This window comes from Bradyrhizobium ingae, assembly GCF_055791185.1.
In genome coordinates, this window is sequence record NZ_JBVUBB010000015.1 from 63,439 (window position 1) to 80,180 (window position 16,742).

Genomic DNA, 16,742 nt, shown 5'->3' on the forward strand with positions numbered 1-16,742 from the left:
GAAGGAGTGCGCAGCCGATGCAACTCCGCTTCGTCGGCTGCGGTGATGCGTTCGGCTCGGGTGGCAGGGCGAACACCTGCTTTCACGTCACTGGGAAGCAGGTCAATTTCCTGATCGATTGCGGCGCCTCCTCGCTGCCGGCCTTGAAGCGGCTCGAGATCGATCGCGACGAGATCGACCTGATCCTGATCACGCATTTCCACGGCGACCATTTTGCCGGCCTGCCGTTCTTTCTGCTCGATGCACAGTTCTCCAGGCGGACGCGACCACTGGTGGTTGCCGGCCCGCAAGGGATCGAGATGCGGCTCGCGCAGGTGATGGAGGCGCTGTTCGAGCACTCATCGAAAACCAGGCAGCGCTTCGAGCTTTCCATCGTTGCACTCGCGCCGAACGAGAGCCGCAGCCTCGGTGGCGTGACGGTGACGCCCTATCCGGTCGTGCATGGCGAGTCCGGCGGGCCGTTCCTCGGCTATCGCATCGAGGCGGAAGGACGCGTGCTCGGCTACAGCGCCGATACCGAATGGACGGAGGCGCTCATTCCGCTGGCGCATGGCGCGGACCTTTTCATCGCGGAAGCCTATATGTACGAGAAGGTGGTGAAGAACCATCTCAGCCTGAAGACCCTGGAACAGCATCTGCCCGAGATCGGTGCCAAGCGGCTCGTCCTCACCCATATGAGCGACGACATGCTGTCGCGCCTCGATGAGGTGCCGCATCTGGCGGCGGAGGACGGCATGGTGCTCGTGTTCTGACATGCACGCACCGGTCCATCCCAGGGTTACCACAAGGCAGGTGTTCGCCATCGCGGGCCCCGCGATGGTCGCGAACCTCACCACGCCCTTGATCGGTGTGGTCTCGACGTCAGCGATCGGGCGGCTGAACGACGCCGCGCTGCTCGGCGGCGTCGCGATGGCCTCGGTGATCTTCGACTGCCTGTTCTGGCTGTTCGGCTTCCTGCGCATGAGCACGCTCGCCTTCACGGCGCAATCGCTCGGCGCCGGCGAGACGCAGGAGACGAGCGCCATCCTGGTGCGCGGCTTCATCGTCGCGGGCTTGATCGGGGCGGCGCTGATCGCGCTGCAACTGCCGCTGACCTCCGTGCTGTTCGACCTGATGGGCGGCAGCGAAGGCGTGACGCGCGCCGCCAAGACCTATTTCATGATCCGGATCTGGTCGTCGCCGTTTGCTTTTGCCAACTATGTCGTTCTCGGCTGGCTGGTAGGGCAGGCCCGCGCCAATCCGGCACTCGCGCTCCAGGTCGTCATCAATCTCATCAACATGGTTGCGACGATCCTGCTGGTGCTGGTCTACGACACCGGCATTGTCGGCGCGGCGGTCGCCGCGCTGCTCTCCGAGACGATCGGCTTTGTTCTGGGCTTGGCCGTCTGCCGGCGCTACGCCGAAGGCGGCTTTGCCGTTCCCCGCGCTCGCCTGTTTGACCGGGCCAAGCTGATGCGGATGCTGGCGGTCAACTCCGACATCATGGTACGCACCGCAGCGCTGATCGCCGTGTTCCTGTTCTTCACCGCCAAGGGCGCGCGGGCCGGCGACGTCACGCTCGCGGCCAATGCCGTGCTCAACAATTTCCTGCTGATCAGCGCCTTCTTCCTCGACGGCCTTGCCAACGCCGCACAGCAGCTCTGCGGCCGCACCTTTGGCGCGCGCGATGAACGCGGCTTTGCCGATTCGACGCGGCTGGTGCTGCTCTGGGGCGTCGGCTTCGCGCTCGTCGTCGCGGTGCTGTTCGCGCAGTTCGGCCCGGCGCTGATCGACCTGATGACCGCGAGCGAGGAGGTCCGCCGCAGCGCGCGGGATTTCCTCATCTTCATCGTTCTCGCGCCGCTGCCGGGCGTGTTCGCGTTCGGCTTCGACGGCATCTATATCGGCGCGACCTGGGCGCGCGAAATGCGCAATCTGATGCTCGCCTCGCTCGGGATTTTTTTAGGGATGTGGTGGGCGCTGCAAGCATTCGGCAATGCCGGCCTGTGGACCGCGCTGCTCGGCTTCTACGTGGCCCGCGGCGGGTTGCAGGGAATGCGTTATCCGGCGCTTTGCAGGGCGACGTTCCTGTCTTCTCCCTCTCCCCGCTCTTCGCGGGGCCGAGACGAGCATAGCTCGCTCTGAGAGGGTTGGGGTGGGGAGCTGCCTGCGCAATAACGGTGAGAGTGGGATTCGCGGAGAGTCCCCCTCACCCGGAATCCGCGCTGCGCGCGCATTCCGACCTCTCCCCGCAAGCGGGGCGAGGTGAAGAACGCCTCACATCCCGGGCCAATCCTCGGCCGTCAGCGTCGCAGCGTCGGCGCCGACGATCTCGGACAGCGAGTCGCGCCCCGTACGCAGCAGCGTGGAGGCGAGATCGCGCTTGATCTCATCGACGAGGCCGAGACCCTTGTAGACCAGCGACGAATAGAGCTGGACCAGGCTCGCGCCGGCGCGAATCTTCGTCAGCGCCGCGCCGCCGGAATCCACGCCGCCGACGCCGATCAGCGGGAACGCGCCCTCGACCCGCACATAGGTCTCCGCGACCATGCGCGTCGAGAGCCGGAACAACGGCCGGCCGGAGAGACCGCCCTGCTCCTTTGCGCGCATCTGTTCGCGCAGCGTGCTCGGCCGCGCAATCGTCGTGTTCGACACGATCATGCCGTCGACCTTGCGCGAGCGCGCGACATGGACGACGTCGTCGAGCTGGGCGAGGCTCAGGTCCGGCGCGATCTTGAGCAGCACCGGCGTGTCGCCGGCCTTTTCGCGCACCCGTTCGCGCGCGTCGATCACGTGGGCGAGAAGATCGTCGAGCAGCGCGCCCTCCTGCAAGTTGCGCAGGCCCGGCGTGTTCGGCGAGGAGACGTTGACGGTGAAATAGCTCGCGACCGGCGCAAAGGTCTCGATCAGCTTGACGTAGTCGGCGACGCGATCGGGCGAATCCTTGTTGGCCCCGACATTGACGCCGACGATGCCGCCATTCTCTGCGCGGGCCGCAAGGCGTCGCAGCGCGATAGCTGCGCCGTCATTGTTGAAGCCCATGCGGTTGATGACGGCTTCATCGCGCTCCAGGCGAAACAGCCGCGGCCGCGGGTTGCCGCCCTGCGGGCGCGGGGTCACCGATCCGATCTCGACGAAGCCGAAGCCGAGCCGCAGCAGCGAATCCGGTACTTCCGCGCTCTTGTCGAAGCCCGCGGCCATGCCGATCGGATTGGGAAAATTCAGGCCGAAAGCCCGCACCGCCAATTTCGGATCATCGGTCCGCGGCTTGGTCGGCGGCAGGAAACGCAGGCCCTGGATCGCCAGGCGATGCGCATCTTCGGGATCGAGCCAGCGCAGGACCGGCAGCGAGAGAGCATCGAAGGCGCGGATCACGGGGCAAGCTCCGGAATGTCGTGATTGCCGTCGGAGCGCGTGGTGAGATTGATGATCGAGATCACCGCGCCCAGATCGAGCTCGCCATAGAGATGCGGAAACAGCTCGTCGTTGCGCGAGGGCTCCCAGCGCAGGGCATCGCCGAGCGCATCACCGTCAACCTCGACGAGAAACAGCGCGCGCTGCCCGAAGAAGTGCTTTCGCGCGGTCTCCGGAACCTGGGTGGCGGTGGAGAAATGGATGAAGCCGTCGCGCGTGTCGTCCGCACTGCCCCGGTACACGCCCTGCCGCTCGGCCTCCCGCCAGGCCGAAGCAGCGCAAATTTTATAGATCTTGACCACCTGTTGCGGCGTCCTGCTTGTGCTTGCTCGTTGAGTCTCTTGGGGTTTTCGTTCCCAAGGGTCCAAAACCCGGGCGCGACCGTAAAGGCCACAACTTTCGAACTCAAGACTTGCCTGCCGCCTCTTGCACCGAAAACGGAAAACCGGTTGATTTGAGGCTAGTTTTCCTAGGCGGGCCGGATCGAGGATGATCAGACAGGCCAAAGCGCAGAGGATGCTGACTCACGAGCAGATCTGGGGCGCCCTGGATCGGCTCGCGGCGCGCGCTGGCTTGTCGCCCTCGGGGCTCGCCAAGCGCGCAGGGCTCGATCCCACAACCTTCAACAAGTCCAAACGCGTGACCTCCGACGGAAGGGAACGCTGGCCCTCGACCGAATCGATCGCCAAGGCGCTCGCGGCGGCCGGCTCCTCGATCGAGAGCTTCGTGCAGCTGATCGGCGATGGCGCCCGCGACGGCCGCTCGGTACCGCTGCTCGGCTTCGCGCAGGCCGCGGCCAGCGGCCATTTCGACGAGCAGGGTTTTCCCACCGGCAAGGGCTGGACCGAAATCGCGCTGCCGCTCGCTGAGGACGACCACACCTTTGCGCTGGAGGTCTCCGGCGACGGGCTCGCGCCCGGCTATCGCGACGGTGACGTCATCCTGATCTCGCCGGGCACGCCGATCCGCAAAGGCGACCGCGTGGTGGTGAAGACGCGAGCCGGCGAGATGCTGGTGAAGGCGCTGAAGCGCCGCACGGCGAAGTCGCTGGAATTGCAGTCACTCGACGGCGCGCAGGACGAGCGCACGCTTGCGGTCGCCGATGTCGCGTGGATCGCAAGGATCGTATGGGCGAGCCAGTGACGGGGGCGCGCTTAGCCTGATAGGCCGGGGGAGCTACCGCAATCTGCATCGTCGTCCCGGCGAAGGCCGGGACGACAGTTGAGTATGCTTCACGCGCTCCTCGCCAGCGCGCCGTCGATCATGTTGACGGCGTTCTGGATGCCGTAGACGGCGACGAAGGAGCCGAAGCGCGGGCCTTTCTCCTGGCCGAGCAGGACCTGGTAGAGCATGTTGAACCAGTCCAGCGTCACGCCGGGACGGCCGTCCTTGCCCTTCTTGACCTGGTCGAGGAACGGCTCGCGGCGGCCGATCTCGTAGACGACGTTCTGGATGTCCTCGGCGGAGGCGTCCTGCGGCAATTGCGAGAGCGCATCGCGCAGGTCCTGCAACGCGGCGCGTTCTGTGTCGGTCGGCTCGCGGAACTGCTTCGTCGGCGCGACGAAATCGCGATAATAGTTGATGGCATAGCCGACCATCGCGTCCAGCTTCGGATGCGTCTGCGGGCTCACGCCGGGGCGGTAGCGGCCGATGAAGCCCCACAGCGTCTCGGCATTCTCCGCGTTCGACGACGACACCAGCGTTAAAAGAAGCTGAAAGGTGACGGGCATGTCCGCCTTCGGCGGATGGCCGTCATGGATGTGCCAGACGGGATTGCCGAGCTGCTGCTTGGCATCCTGCCGCGGAAAGCCGTCGAGGAATTGCTGATAGTCGTCGACATTGCGCGGGATGACGTCGAAATAGAGCCGCTTGGCCGCCTTCGGCTCCCGATACATGAACAGCGACAGCGATTCCGGCGGCGCATAGCGCAGCCATTCGTCGATGGTCAGGCCATTGCCCTTCGACTTCGAGATCTTCTGGCCCTTCTCGTCGAGGAACAGCTCGAAATTGAAGCCTTCGGGCGGCGTGCTGCCGAGCGTCCTCGCAATGGCGCCCGAGAGCTTGACCGAGTCGATCAGGTCCTTGCCGGCCATCTCGTAGTCGACGCCGAGCGCGACCCAGCGCATCGCCCAGTCGGCCTTCCACTGGCACTTCACATGGCCGCCTGTGACCGGCGTCTCGACCTCTTCGCCGGTATCGGGGTCGACGTAGGTGACGGTGCCGGCGGCGACGTCGCGGCGGATCATCGGCACCTGCAGGACGATGCCGGTGGTCTTGCTGATCGGGAGGAACGGCGAATAGGTCGCGCGGCGGTCCGGCCCGAGCGTCGGCAGGATGATCGCCATCACCTTGTCGTAGGCCGCAAGCATCTTGAGCAGCGTCGCATCGAACCGGCCCGAGCTGTAGTAGTCGGTTGCGCTGGCGAACTCGTAGTCGAAGCCGAAACTGTCGAGGAAGGCGCGCAGGCGGGCATTGTTGTGATGCCCGAACGACGGATACTCGTTGGAGAACGGATCCGGCACCCGCGTCAGCGGCTTGCCGAGATGCGCGGCCAGCATCTCCTTGTTGGGCACGTTGTCGGGGACCTTGCGAAACCCGTCCATGTCGTCGGAGAAGGCGATCAGCCGCGTCTTGATCCTGTCCTCGGTGAGCACGCGGAAGGCGTGACGCACCATGCTGGTGCGCGCGACTTCGCCGAAGGTACCGATATGCGGCAGGCCGGACGGGCCGTAGCCGGTCTCGAACAGCACCTCGTCCTTCGGGCTCTTCTTCAGCCGCGCGACAAGCGCCTTCGCCTGCTCGAACGGCCAGGCGTTGGATTGTTCGGCGAGCGCACGCAGATCGCTCGGGCTGGCGGCAGGATCAATAACGGACATTCAAAGGGCCTCCGGGCCGCGGAAAATAGCGATTTCCGGGCAGAATGCAAAAACGTGGATGCCGTCGCCGGCACTTACTCCCTCTCCCCGTCCTTACGGGGAGAGGGTCGGGGTGAGGGGCTATCTCCACAATGACGGTGAGAGTTGGACTCGCGGAGAGTCCCCCTCACCCGGATCGCATCTGACGACGCAATCCGGCCTCTCCCCGCACGCGGAGAGAGGCGAAGAAGCTAAAACGGGCTCACCGAGAAATACCGCAGCCACAGGTCGGTATAGCGGCCTTTTTCCCAGACGCGGAACAGCGCCCAGTTCAGGGCTTGCCGCAACAGGTCGTTGCCCTTGCGCACGGCGATGCCGACGCCTTCGCCGAAGAACCGGCTCTCGACGAAGGGGCCGCCGGAGAAAGCGCAGCAATCGCCGGAATCCGTGCCGTTGATCCAGAACGCGAGCGAGATGGCGTCGCCGAAGATGAAATCGACTTCGCCGCGGCGAAGCGCAGTGCGCAAGGCCTCGTCGTTGGGATAGCCGTGCAGCTCGGCGTCGGTGAACATCGCCTTGAGATAGGCTTCATGCGCGGAGCCTGCGATGACGCCGACCTTCTTGCCTTCGAGATATTCGGGACGGATCTCCGGCATCACCGCGTCCTTGCGCGAGGCGAAGCGGGCCGGCACGCGGTAATAGGGATCGGTGAAATCGACGCGCGCGCGAAGCTGCGGGCTCACCGCCATGGAGGCGATGATGGCATCGCCCCGGTTGGAGGAGAGCGCGTCCACCAGCGTCTCGAAGCGGCGCATCTGAACGGTGCAAGTGACCTTGATCTCGTCGCACAGCGCGCGGGCGAGATCGACGTTGAAGCCGGCCGGATTGCCGTCGGCGCCGGTATAGTTGAACGGCGGATAGTCGGTCTCGGTCAGGAAGCGGATCACGGTCAGGCGCGACAGGTCCGGCCGTTCAGGACGGCGCCGGGGATCCCAGAAGCCGGGCACGGCCTGCGGGGCCGCTTGAGGCGCGACCTGAGGGGCAGCCTGGGGCGCTGCAGGCGCCGGCTTGGCCGGGGCCTGCGCAACGGCGACGGGCGCCGCCGACAACAGGCAGGCACCGGCCGCCAGCACGATCAGGAAACGGCGGACAGTTCTGAACGATTTCGCCTGTTGCGATGGGGCCATCGGCTTAAGATCAGCGGGATTTCGTTGGGATCGGAGGCCTTATAGACCATCCCGCCGGGAACGCGAGCGCCGATTGCGGTCCGTCCGAGGCCTCAGAGATACCGCTTCAGCTCAGCGGCGGCCTCTTCGGGCGGGCGCTTCATGTTGAACGGCGCGACGAACCTGCCGTCGCGGTCCATCAGGTAGATCAGCGCGGTGTGGTCCATCGTGTAGTCGCCGTCCTTGGTCGGGACCTTCTTGGCGTAGACGCGGTAGGACGTCAGCACCTTGGTGGTCTCGGCCGGATCACCGCTGAGGCCTTCCAGATGCGGATCGAAGCTCGACAGATAGTCCTTCATCGTCGACGGCGTGTCGCGCTCGGGATCGACCGAGATGAAATAGGCGTTCACCTTGTCGGCATCCTTGCCCATCGCGCGCAGCACTTCCGAGATCTCGAACAGGGAGGTCGGGCAGACGTCCGGGCAATGGGTGTAGCCGAAGAAGATCAGGGTCGGCTTGCCGGTCAGGCTCTTGTCGGTGACGGTCTTGCCGTTCTGGTCGGTGAGCGCGAACGGCCCGCCGATCGCGGCCGGCTGTGCCACCTTGCTGACGCCGCCCATGGCCCAGAACATCACGAGCAGACCAACGGCAAGGCTTGCGGCGAAGGCGGTCGCGATCACCAACGGGCGGGCAGTCCGGCTCATCGTGGAGAGAATCCCGTTTTACGGATCAAAAGCAGGCGGACAGGCCGGCTCTGATCACTTCAAAAAACACCTGGTTGCCGTAGTGGAACCACAGCGCCAGCGTGGCGAGCACGGCAAGACCGCCAGCCCCGGCGCCTGCGAACAGCAGCACGGATGGCACCCCGCCGGCAGTGGGCGAATTGTCCGATACGGGATGTGCTGATTGCGTTGGTTGAGCCATGACAATGAGCGGGCGATACGTGCCTGTTTCTGCCACTCAAATAGGCGCTGTCCCGCGCCCGGGCAAGCGCCGTCGGCAAGCCAGGGAACGCCTGCCGGAGATCAGGATGACATCAGTGAAGCAGTTGCCCCCGGGCCGATTCGAGTTCTTCAGCTTGCGGGAGAGCCCGACGCGACGGCCGGTTGGTCGCGGCCTGCACATCCATGTAGCATGGCTTGTACATCGCCTGGAGCTGCTTGCCCCTGAGGAAGATCATGTGGGGGGTGAGACCGCCACGCTGCGAGATCCAGCGTCGCACCTGCGAGGGATACATCGCATACAGCATCTGGGTCGCTTCGGGATTGGTCACGGCGCGGCCGTTGACGCCGAAATCCCAGGCGGCGTGGAAGCCGAGCGTCGCATGCGAGGTTACGCAGATGCGGTCACGCGGGATGGCACCCAGAACGATGGTGCACGCTGAGGCACAGAGCCCGTCGATAATGACGGTCTCGCCGGACTGGCGCAGATCCTGGTATCTGTCGACATAGGTTCCGATACGGCCGCCCCGATCATCCGCGATCCGAACCACCGCGTGAGACACCCCCATACCCGCGAGCAAGAGCACCAACGCGAGCAACCCCGTCAGAACCTTCATGTCCCCCGCCCCAGTCGCATTCGAATCCGCGTGTCAGGTGATGCAAGACGGATGCTAACGTCCGTCGACTCTGTGGTTTTGTCTAGGCGCGCGAGCTGGCTCAAAACAAATTCAAATCCGGTGTTGCGCCCGCGCTGCACTTCGCCGATCACGGCCGCTCCAATCCCAAAGTGGAACAAGTTAACGGATTCTTATGCCGTTCCCCTTGATCTCAGCGACGCCGGCTGACTTCAATCCGGATGATTACAGGGGAACTCAATGGCTGAGCGGGCTGACGTCATCGTCGTCGGTGCCGGACTTGCGGGACTGGTCGCCGCAACCGAGATTGCCGATGCTGGCAAGCGCGTCATCGTCGTCGATCAGGAAGGCGAGCAATCCATCGGCGGTCAGGCGTTCTGGTCGTTCGGCGGATTGTTCCTGGTCGATTCGCCGGAACAGCGCCGGCTCGGCATCAAGGATTCCTTCGAGCTCGCCTTGCAGGACTGGCTCGGCACCGCGGGCTTCGATCGTGACGAGGATTACTGGCCGCGGAAATGGGCAGAAGCCTATGTGGCATTCGCGGCCGGCGAGAAGCGGTCATGGCTGCGCGCTATGGGCCATCGCATCTTCCCGGTGGTCGGCTGGGCTGAACGCGGAGGCTATGACGCGATGGGGCACGGCAATTCAGTGCCGCGCTTTCATGTCACCTGGGGCACGGGGCCCGGCATCGTCGAGCCGTTCGAGCGCCGTGCGCGCGAGGCGGCCAGAAGCGGCAGGCTGACTTTCAAGTTCCGTCATCGCGTCGATGCCTTGAATGTCACAAACGGCACGGTCGACGGCGTGAGTGGAAAAATTCTCGAGCCTGATCATGTCGAAAGGGGCAAGAGCTCCTCGCGCAACACGGTTGGCGACTTCGCGCTGAAGGCGCAGGCGGTGATCGTCGCCTCCGGCGGCATCGGCGGCAATCACGATCTTGTGCGGCAGAACTGGCCGAAGCGACTCGGCGAGCCACCAAAGTTCATGATTTCCGGCGTGCCCGAGCATGTCGACGGCCGCATGATCGGCATCACGGAAGACATCGGCGCACGGCTGATCAACCGCGACCGCATGTGGCATTACGTCGAGGGCATCCAGAACTGGTCGCCGATCTGGCCGCGCCACGGCATCCGCATCCTGCCCGGCCCCTCCTCGATGTGGTTCGACGCCACGGGCACGCGGCTGCCGACGCCGCTGTTTCCAGGCTCGGACACGCTCGGCCAGCTCGAGTACATCATGTCGACCGGCCATGATTATTCCTGGTTCATCCTGACACAGAGCATCATCAAGAAGGAATTTGCGCTCTCGGGCTCCGAGCAGAATCCGGATCTCACGGGAAAAAGCTGGCGCATGACATTGCGCCGCGCCACCAACAAGGGCGCTCCGGCACCTGTGGAAGCGTTCAAGAGCCATGGTGTTGACTTCATTGTGCGCGACAACCTCCACGAGCTCGTGGCTGCCATGAACAAGCTCGCCGGCAATGATCTCCTCAGGCTCGACCATGTCAGAATGCAGATCGAGGCGCGCGACCGTGAGATCGCCAATCCCTTCGTCAAGGACGCGCAGGTGATGAACATCCACAATGCGCGTCGTTATATCGGCGACAAATTGATCCGTACCGCCGCACCCCATCGCATCCTCGATCCCGAGCACGGGCCGCTGATCGCGGTCAAGCTCAACATCCTGACGCGCAAGACGCTCGGCGGCTTCGAGACCGATCTGGACTCGCGCGTGTTCGGACAAGTGGGCGAGGTCATTCCCGGCCTCTACGCGGTGGGCGAAGCCGCCGGCTTCGGCGGCGGCGGCCTGCACGGCTATCGCTCGCTGGAAGGCACCTTTCTCGGCGGCTGCCTGTTCTCGGGCCGCAATGCCGGGCGCGCGGCGGCGAAGGCCGTGGGGTAGCCAATGTTGTGGCGGGTGGGCATCGGAGTTCTTGCTGCGGTGCTGCTGTTCGCCGCCTCGGCACGGGCAGACACGATCGACGTCAACGGCGTGACGCGCACGTTCATCGTGATGCCGGCGCCGACGAAGCCGGCACCGCTCGTCATCGTGCTGCACGGCAAGACCCAGCGCGGCGCCGACATGGTGACACGGACATCCTGGCCCCTGGTTGCCCGGCGCGACTCCTTTGCCGTGGTGTTTCCCGATGGACTGAACAACGCCTGGGCCGATGCGCGACCCGACGCACGACGCGCGGGCCGCGGACCGCCCGAGGGCACCGACGACATCGCTTTCATCGCAGCCCTGGTCGACAAGCTCGTGAAGGACGGTACGGCGGACGCGCGCCGCGTCTACATCACCGGCATCTCCAATGGCGGCGCGATGACCATGACGCTGGCCTGCAACCGCGCCGATCTGTTCGCGGCCGCCGCCAGCGTGATCATGAACCTCACCGAGGAATCGGCCGCCGCCTGCCATCCATCACGTCCGCTGCCGATGCTGATCATGAACGGCACGGTCGATCCGCTGATCCCCTATGACGGCGGCCGCGGCACGAGCTATTTTGCGGCTGACGGTTTCTGGTCGACCACCAGGACGCTGGCATTCTGGCGCGGCGTCGATGGCTGCGAAGCTGGTGATGCCACGGCAACCGACCTGCCCGACAAAAATCCTCACGACGAATCCACCGTGACGCAGATCGGCTCGCGCTGCCCGAAAGGACACGACGTCGTGCTCTATCGCGTCAATGGCGGCGGCCATCGCATGCCCGGGCATTTCCCCGACGCGCATTTCCCAAAGCTCGCGAACGGCCTGCTCGGCCCGCAGAACGGCGACATCGACGGCGCCGACACGATCTGGGCGTTCTTCAGCCGCTTTCCTTGAAGCCGTCGATTTGCATCGGCCACGACGCATGCGTGCCTGGCAACGTATGCGCGCCCGGGGTGGCAGAGCACCGGGCGCTGCGCTAGACAGGGCCGCCATTCCAACAGGAGATCCACATGAGCATTCAGCGTTTTGAGACCGGCCCGCGCATGAGCCAGGCCGTCGTGCACGGCAACACCGTCTATCTCGCCGGTGTCGTCGCCAGCAACGCCGCCGGTGAAAGCGTGACGAAGCAGACCCAGGACATTCTGGCGACCATCGACGGCCATCTCGCCAAGGCCGGCACCGACAAATCGAAGCTGCTGTCGGCGACGATCTACATCACCGACATGAAGACGTTCCAGGAAATGAACGCGGTGTGGGACGCCTGGGTGTCGCCCGGCAACACGCCGGCGCGCGCCACCGTCGAAGCCAAGCTCGCCGCCCCGCAATACACCGTCGAGATCATGGTGACCGCGGCGAAGTAGCACGCGGTGAGATGACCGTTCGCCTGAAGCGCGATGAAACATCATCGCGCTTCAGTTTTTTGCTGGCGCATGACCTTCGAGGTAATCGATTGGCGCACGCAAACCTTCGATAGTCAGGGACAGCCGAACCATCCGGCGCTTTTCGAAGGAGAGCCACATGACCGACGTCACAACCATCGCCCGCCGCTATATCGATCTCTGGAACGAGCGCACGCCAGGCAAACGACGCGAGCTGCTCAGCGAGAACTGGACGGCGGATGCCAGCTACGTCGATCCCTTGATGCGCGGTGACGGCCATGACGGCGTCGACGCGTTGATCGCCGGCGTGCAGCAGCGCTTTCCCGAGTTCAGGTTCAAGCTGATCGGCGAGCCCAATGGTTATGGCGAGCATTTGCGCTTTTGCTGGGGCCTCGGCCCCGACGGCGTCGATAGCCCGATCAAGGGCACCGATTTCGCTGTGCTAAAGGACGGCCGCATCAGGAGCATCACGGGATTCCTGGATCAGGTGCCCGCGGGCGCGTGAGGGGCCGCTGCTGCCACGAGCTCGTCATGGCCGGGACAAGCCCGGCCATGACGAGGTGGAGACATTGCCGCCGAAGTCCATCGTGCTGTTGCGCGGGCGCCACAACGCAGTGGCGGGAATTGCAGGGCGTCAGGCAGCCAACAACCGATACGCCCGCTGTGCGTTCGTCCCAAACGCCTTCTCGCGCACGTTCCCACCAAGCTTCGTCAGGCAATCATCTAGCGCGCTCTTGATCTCGCCGTAGCTTCCCGCGAGCAGGCACACCGGCCAGTCCGAGCCGAAGATAAGCCGATCCTCGCCGAAACATTTGGCGGCGTGCTCGACGTAAGGAAATAGCCGCTCCGTGTCCCAGTCGTTCCATCGGGCCTCCGTCGCAAGGCCCGAGATCTTGCACCAGACGTTGCCGCAGGCCGCGAGCGCGGCGATGCGGTCGGCCCAGTCGCGACTGAAACCTTCTGCGATCGGCGGCTTGGCGGCGTGATCGAGCACAAAACGCGCTTGCGGAAACGCCTGCGCCGTCGCGATCGCGGCCGGTAGCTCGCGGGTGCGGACCAGGAGATCGTAGGTGAGGTCATGCGCGAACACTGACGCAAGACCGCGCTGCGCGTCCTCGCGCAGCAACCAGTCGGGATCGGCCTCGTCATGAACCTGGTGGCGAATGCCGACCAACCTGTCGCCCGCCGGCGCGGCGCGCAGCCGGTCGAGCGTTGCGCCGACCGCAGCGTCGGTCAGATCGACCCAGCCGACGACTCCGACGACGAAGGGTGTCGCGGCAGCAATATGCAAGAACTCCTCGGTCTCTGCGACAGAAGAGCGGCACTGCACCAAAATGCTTGCATCGATGCCGTTCTGTTTGAGAAGTGGCGCAAGATCGGCCGGGCCGAAGGCGCGGCGGATCGGCGCGAGCTCGGCCGCCGCCATCCAGGGATAGTCGGCGCGCGCTGGGTCCCAGAAATGCTGATGCCCGTCGATCACCATCATTCATCCTCCACCCATCAGTGGCGTAGCCTCTCCCGCCTGCGGGGACGCAGGCGGGAGAGCAAGCGCAGGAACGCCGGGGCTGGTAGACGTTCCTACTTCAGGAGTTGCGCGACGTTATCCTTCGTCACGAGATCGAGACCGGTGTAGACGATCTCCGGCACCTTCTGGCCCTTCTTGATGGCGAGGAGCGTATCCATGGACTTCTCGCCCATCTCGAACGGACGCTGGCCGGTGAGCGCGTTGGAATAGCCGTCGCGCAGAAGCTCAAGCTGCATCTTGAGCGTATCGGCGACGACGAGTGTCAGCTTGCCGGAGTCGATGTCCTTCTTGTTCTTGTTGACGAAAGCCTTGAAGCCTTCCGGCGCGAACATCGGCCAGCCGCCGACCGGCACGATCGCGGCGAGGTCCGGCGTCGCGGTGCGCAGGTCCGCCATCTGCTGGACCGCGAGCGTGGAGTCGTCGTTGCAGAAGGTCGGCGAGCCCGCGACCTCGACCCATTTCGAGCCCTTGAGCGCTTCGCGGACGCCATCGACGCGCTCGGCGAGGTTCTTGGCACCTGGACCGCCGGAGACCATGGCATACTTGCCACCCTCGGGCCGGAGCTGGAGCAATTGCTTGCCGAGCGCGAGGCCGAAGTCCTTGTTGTTGGTGCCGATATAGGCGATGCGCTTGGAGCCAGGCGCGTCCGCGTCAAACGTGATGACGGGAATGCCGGCCGCGGCCGCTGCCTCGATCGACTTGGTCATCGCCGCGACGTCGGCAACCGAGATCGCCAGCCCATCCACCTTCTGGGTGATGAAGTCCTGGATGATCTGCGCCTGCGTCGCCGGCTCGTGCTCGATCGGGCCCTTGTAGATGCATTCGACGTTGCCAAGCTCCTTGGCGCGCTTCATGCAGCCGTCGCGCGCGACGTCGAAGAAGGGATTGTTCATCGCCTTGGGCACGACCGCGAACTTGTAGGTTTGGGCAAACGCCGGGCTCGCCATCATCGCGATAGCCATGCCCGCGAGTAGTATCTTCCTCATTACTTCCCTCCACACTTTTAAATGCCTATCCTTTTGAAAACTCCGGAAGGCGGATAGACGATGCATTCGTTGCCCTCCCGGAGTAACTCTTGTCAGGCCATGCGCGAGCGGATCCGGTCCACCAGCACGGCCAGGATGATGATCACGCCGACCAGCGTCTGCTGCCAGTAGGAGTTGACCTGCGCGAGCACGAGGCCGTTGCGGATCACCTCGAGCAGCACGCAGCCGACGATGGCCCCCAGCGGACCGCCGATGCCGCCGGCAAGATTGGCGCCGCCGATAACGGCGGCCGCGATCACGTTGAGCTCGTAGGACGTCGCCATGTTCGCCGGCGCCGACCCAAGCCAGCCGGAGATGATGATGCCCTGAAGCCCTGCGGCGAGCGCGCAGATCACGTAGACTTCGATTTTCACGCGCACCACCGAGATGCCGGTCAATTCGGCCGCCTTCTCATTGCCGCCGAGTGCGAAGACGTGACGACCGAAGGTGGTGTGATGCAGCACCACCGCCATAATGAGGGCGAGGATCACGAGGTAGATGAACGGCGCCGGCACGCCGAACAGGTCGCCGGAGGTGAGCGCGTAGAAATAGTCGGCATCCGGCCCGCCCGGAAAGCTGCCGCGACCATTGGACACGACATAAGCGAGCCCGCGCACGATCGAGAGCATGCCGAGCGTCGTGACGAATGGCGATAGCCCCAGCATCGCGATGCAGAAGCCGTTGATGAGCCCGACGACCAGCGCAACGGCCAGTCCCGCCAGCACGGAGATCACAAGGATCAACCCCGGCACGTTGGCAAGCACCGTCTTGCCGTCCGCGGCCATGTGGACGAACATCGATCCCGGCGCCGACAGCTCCGTCATGACCATGGAAGTGATCATTGCGGAAAAGCACATCATCGAGCCGACCGAGAGGTCGATACCCCCGGTGATGATGACGAAGGTGATTCCGAGGGTCGCGATGGCGATGAAGGAGAAGTTCTTCGCCACATTCTGCATGTTGCCTTCGGTGAAGAAATAGGGGCTGGCGAAATGCATGATGGCGAGCAGCACCAGGAGCGCGAGCAGGACGTAGCCCGTCTGCGTCGCAAACAGACCGCGCTGCCACCATCTGGACTTGCCGACATTGGTGAAGGTGATCGGGGATTCGATCTGGATCGCCATTACGCCGCCTCCTTCGCGCCGGTGATGAGGGCGGTGACCTCCTCGGGACTGGTATCGTGGATCGCCTTGTCCGCACGCTTCTCGCCACGGCGCATCACGACGACGCGGTCGCAGACGGCGAACACGTCCGGCATGCGGTGGGAGATCAGCATCACGGCGACACCCTGCTCCTTGAGGCGATGAATCAGGCTCAGCACCTGCTCGACCTGCCGCACCGAGATCGCGGCGGTCGGCTCGTCCATCATCACGAGCTTTGCGTTCGACAGCCGCGTCCGCGCGATCGCGACCGCCTGGCGCTGGCCGCCCGACATCTGCTTGACGAGATCATGCGGCCGCGTCTCCGAGCGCAACTCGCCGAACAAGTCCAGCGCCCGCGCCGCCATCGCCTTGTGATCGAGCAGCGAGATGGGGCCGAATTTGCGCTTGATCTCGCGGCCGAGGAAGACGTTCGCCGCCGCCGTCAGATTGTCGGCGAGCGCGAGGTCCTGGTAGACCACTTCGATGCCGACGGCGCGGGCGTCGATCGGCCGATAGAAATGCACCGCATTGCCGTCGAAGCGGATCTCGCCGTGGCTGGGACGGAAATTGCCGGCGATGATTTTCACCAGCGTCGACTTGCCGGCGCCATTGTCGCCCATCAGGCCGACCACCTCGCCCGGATAGACCTGCATGTCGACGTCATGCAGCGCGCGGATGGCGCCGAACTCCTTGCCGATCCCGGTCAGTTCGAGGACCGGTTGCCGTGTTGCTTCAACGCTTGTCATCAGGCCTCG

18 protein-coding genes are annotated in these 16,742 nt (G+C 64.6%); 7 read left to right on the forward strand and 11 right to left on the reverse strand.

What is annotated here, in order from left to right:
• The first annotated feature begins 17 nt into the window (after positions 1 to 17).
• Both ACV1FX_RS21765 and ACV1FX_RS21770 read left to right on the forward strand, forming a co-directional pair.
• Complete coding sequence (locus ACV1FX_RS21765) at positions 18 to 752, forward strand: MBL fold metallo-hydrolase (RefSeq protein WP_473119604.1); 735 nt, start codon at positions 18 to 20, stop codon at positions 750 to 752.
• A gap of 1 nt (position 753) precedes the next feature.
• Positions 754 to 2,124: an MATE family efflux transporter gene (locus ACV1FX_RS21770; RefSeq protein ID WP_473119605.1), complete on the forward strand. Its 1,371-nt coding sequence runs from the start codon at positions 754 to 756 to the stop codon at positions 2,122 to 2,124.
• 132 nt (positions 2,125 to 2,256) lie between these two features.
• Here ACV1FX_RS21770 and ACV1FX_RS21775 read toward each other — a convergent pair whose 3' ends face one another.
• A complete protein-coding gene (locus ACV1FX_RS21775) occupies positions 2,257 to 3,354 on the reverse strand; it encodes a quinone-dependent dihydroorotate dehydrogenase (protein WP_473119606.1) in 1,098 nt (365 codons plus the stop codon).
• Entirely contained in the window at positions 3,351 to 3,695 is a 345-nt protein-coding gene (locus tag ACV1FX_RS21780; RefSeq protein ID WP_473119607.1) for a DUF952 domain-containing protein, read from the reverse strand. Before ACV1FX_RS21780 ends, ACV1FX_RS21775 begins: the two co-directional genes overlap by 4 nt.
• Positions 3,696 to 3,882: 187 nt before the next feature.
• Between ACV1FX_RS21780 and ACV1FX_RS21785 the strand changes: the two genes are divergently transcribed.
• Positions 3,883 to 4,536: a S24 family peptidase gene (locus tag ACV1FX_RS21785; RefSeq protein ID WP_473119608.1), complete on the forward strand. Its 654-nt coding sequence runs from the start codon at positions 3,883 to 3,885 to the stop codon at positions 4,534 to 4,536.
• A gap of 89 nt (positions 4,537 to 4,625) precedes the next feature.
• Here the strand turns inward: ACV1FX_RS21785 and ACV1FX_RS21790 are convergent, their stop codons facing one another.
• The 5 genes from ACV1FX_RS21790 to ACV1FX_RS21810 all read right to left on the reverse strand — a co-directional run bounded on the left by ACV1FX_RS21790 (position 4,626) and on the right by ACV1FX_RS21810 (position 8,972).
• Positions 4,626 to 6,269 (reverse strand): lysine--tRNA ligase, encoded by a 1,644-nt coding sequence (locus ACV1FX_RS21790; protein ID WP_473119609.1) that lies wholly within the window; start codon positions 6,267 to 6,269, stop codon positions 4,626 to 4,628.
• Positions 6,270 to 6,499: 230 nt separating this feature from the next.
• Entirely contained in the window at positions 6,500 to 7,435 is a 936-nt protein-coding gene (locus tag ACV1FX_RS21795) for a transporter substrate-binding domain-containing protein (RefSeq protein ID WP_473119610.1), read from the reverse strand.
• A gap of 92 nt (positions 7,436 to 7,527) precedes the next feature.
• Entirely contained in the window at positions 7,528 to 8,118 is a 591-nt protein-coding gene (locus tag ACV1FX_RS21800) for an SCO family protein (protein WP_473119611.1), read from the reverse strand.
• Between the two features lie 25 nt (positions 8,119 to 8,143).
• A complete protein-coding gene (locus ACV1FX_RS21805) occupies positions 8,144 to 8,269 on the reverse strand; it encodes a hypothetical protein (RefSeq protein ID WP_473119612.1) in 126 nt (41 codons plus the stop codon).
• 181 nt (positions 8,270 to 8,450) lie between these two features.
• Entirely contained in the window at positions 8,451 to 8,972 is a 522-nt protein-coding gene (locus tag ACV1FX_RS21810; protein ID WP_473119613.1) for a hypothetical protein, read from the reverse strand.
• Positions 8,973 to 9,230: 258 nt separating this feature from the next.
• On the opposite strand from ACV1FX_RS21810, the gene ACV1FX_RS21815 reads away from it, so the two are divergent.
• The 4 genes from ACV1FX_RS21815 (at position 9,231) to ACV1FX_RS21830 (ending at position 12,800) form a co-directional block, all read left to right on the forward strand.
• Entirely contained in the window at positions 9,231 to 10,889 is a 1,659-nt protein-coding gene (locus ACV1FX_RS21815; RefSeq protein ID WP_473119614.1) for an FAD-binding dehydrogenase, read from the forward strand.
• A 3-nt stretch (positions 10,890 to 10,892) separates the two neighbouring features.
• The gene (locus tag ACV1FX_RS21820) at positions 10,893 to 11,810 is read left to right on the forward strand and encodes a CE1 family esterase (protein WP_473119615.1); all 918 of its coding nucleotides are present in this window, start codon (positions 10,893 to 10,895) and stop codon (positions 11,808 to 11,810) included.
• Between the two features lie 116 nt (positions 11,811 to 11,926).
• On the forward strand, positions 11,927 to 12,277 hold the full coding sequence (locus ACV1FX_RS21825) for a RidA family protein (protein WP_473119616.1): 351 nt from the start codon (positions 11,927 to 11,929) through the stop codon (positions 12,275 to 12,277).
• Positions 12,278 to 12,434: 157 nt separating this feature from the next.
• Positions 12,435 to 12,800 carry a nuclear transport factor 2 family protein gene (locus ACV1FX_RS21830; RefSeq protein ID WP_473119617.1) on the forward strand — a complete coding sequence of 122 codons (366 nt, stop codon included), beginning with the start codon at positions 12,435 to 12,437 and terminating at the stop codon, positions 12,798 to 12,800.
• A 129-nt stretch (positions 12,801 to 12,929) separates the two neighbouring features.
• Here the strand turns inward: ACV1FX_RS21830 and ACV1FX_RS21835 are convergent, their stop codons facing one another.
• The 4 genes from ACV1FX_RS21835 to ACV1FX_RS21850 all read right to left on the reverse strand — a co-directional run bounded on the left by ACV1FX_RS21835 (position 12,930) and on the right by ACV1FX_RS21850 (position 16,733).
• Positions 12,930 to 13,778 carry an amidohydrolase family protein gene (locus ACV1FX_RS21835; RefSeq protein ID WP_473119709.1) on the reverse strand — a complete coding sequence of 283 codons (849 nt, stop codon included), beginning with the start codon at positions 13,776 to 13,778 and terminating at the stop codon, positions 12,930 to 12,932.
• A gap of 95 nt (positions 13,779 to 13,873) precedes the next feature.
• Positions 13,874 to 14,806 carry a sugar-binding protein gene (locus ACV1FX_RS21840; RefSeq protein WP_473119618.1) on the reverse strand — a complete coding sequence of 311 codons (933 nt, stop codon included), beginning with the start codon at positions 14,804 to 14,806 and terminating at the stop codon, positions 13,874 to 13,876.
• A 92-nt stretch (positions 14,807 to 14,898) separates the two neighbouring features.
• Positions 14,899 to 15,969 (reverse strand): ABC transporter permease, encoded by a 1,071-nt coding sequence (locus ACV1FX_RS21845; protein ID WP_473119619.1) that lies wholly within the window; start codon positions 15,967 to 15,969, stop codon positions 14,899 to 14,901.
• Positions 15,969 to 16,733: an ATP-binding cassette domain-containing protein gene (locus tag ACV1FX_RS21850; protein ID WP_473119620.1), complete on the reverse strand. Its 765-nt coding sequence runs from the start codon at positions 16,731 to 16,733 to the stop codon at positions 15,969 to 15,971. Before ACV1FX_RS21850 ends, ACV1FX_RS21845 begins: the two co-directional genes overlap by 1 nt.
• Positions 16,734 to 16,742 lie beyond the last annotated feature (9 nt).

What these genes read in the sequence shown, in the direction of transcription:
- ACV1FX_RS21765 (WP_473119604.1), top strand. Translation starts at nt 18, where the DNA reads ATGCAACTCCGCTTCGTCGGCTGCGGTGATGCGTTCGGCTCGGGTGGC.
- ACV1FX_RS21770 (WP_473119605.1), top strand. Translation starts at nt 754, where the DNA reads ATGCACGCACCGGTCCATCCCAGGGTTACCACAAGGCAGGTGTTCGCC.
- ACV1FX_RS21785 (WP_473119608.1), top strand. Translation starts at nt 3,883, where the DNA reads ATGATCAGACAGGCCAAAGCGCAGAGGATGCTGACTCACGAGCAGATC.
- ACV1FX_RS21790 (WP_473119609.1), bottom strand. Translation starts at nt 6,269, where the DNA reads ATGTCCGTTATTGATCCTGCCGCCAGCCCGAGCGATCTGCGTGCGCTC.
- ACV1FX_RS21795 (WP_473119610.1), bottom strand. Translation starts at nt 7,435, where the DNA reads ATGGCCCCATCGCAACAGGCGAAATCGTTCAGAACTGTCCGCCGTTTC.
- ACV1FX_RS21800 (WP_473119611.1), bottom strand. Translation starts at nt 8,118, where the DNA reads ATGAGCCGGACTGCCCGCCCGTTGGTGATCGCGACCGCCTTCGCCGCA.
- ACV1FX_RS21810 (WP_473119613.1), bottom strand. Translation starts at nt 8,972, where the DNA reads ATGAAGGTTCTGACGGGGTTGCTCGCGTTGGTGCTCTTGCTCGCGGGT.
- ACV1FX_RS21815 (WP_473119614.1), top strand. Translation starts at nt 9,231, where the DNA reads ATGGCTGAGCGGGCTGACGTCATCGTCGTCGGTGCCGGACTTGCGGGA.
- ACV1FX_RS21820 (WP_473119615.1), top strand. Translation starts at nt 10,893, where the DNA reads ATGTTGTGGCGGGTGGGCATCGGAGTTCTTGCTGCGGTGCTGCTGTTC.
- ACV1FX_RS21825 (WP_473119616.1), top strand. Translation starts at nt 11,927, where the DNA reads ATGAGCATTCAGCGTTTTGAGACCGGCCCGCGCATGAGCCAGGCCGTC.
- ACV1FX_RS21830 (WP_473119617.1), top strand. Translation starts at nt 12,435, where the DNA reads ATGACCGACGTCACAACCATCGCCCGCCGCTATATCGATCTCTGGAAC.
- ACV1FX_RS21835 (WP_473119709.1), bottom strand. Translation starts at nt 13,778, where the DNA reads ATGGTGATCGACGGGCATCAGCATTTCTGGGACCCAGCGCGCGCCGAC.
- ACV1FX_RS21840 (WP_473119618.1), bottom strand. Translation starts at nt 14,806, where the DNA reads ATGAGGAAGATACTACTCGCGGGCATGGCTATCGCGATGATGGCGAGC.
- ACV1FX_RS21845 (WP_473119619.1), bottom strand. Translation starts at nt 15,969, where the DNA reads ATGGCGATCCAGATCGAATCCCCGATCACCTTCACCAATGTCGGCAAG.
- ACV1FX_RS21850 (WP_473119620.1), bottom strand. Translation starts at nt 16,733, where the DNA reads ATGACAAGCGTTGAAGCAACACGGCAACCGGTCCTCGAACTGACCGGG.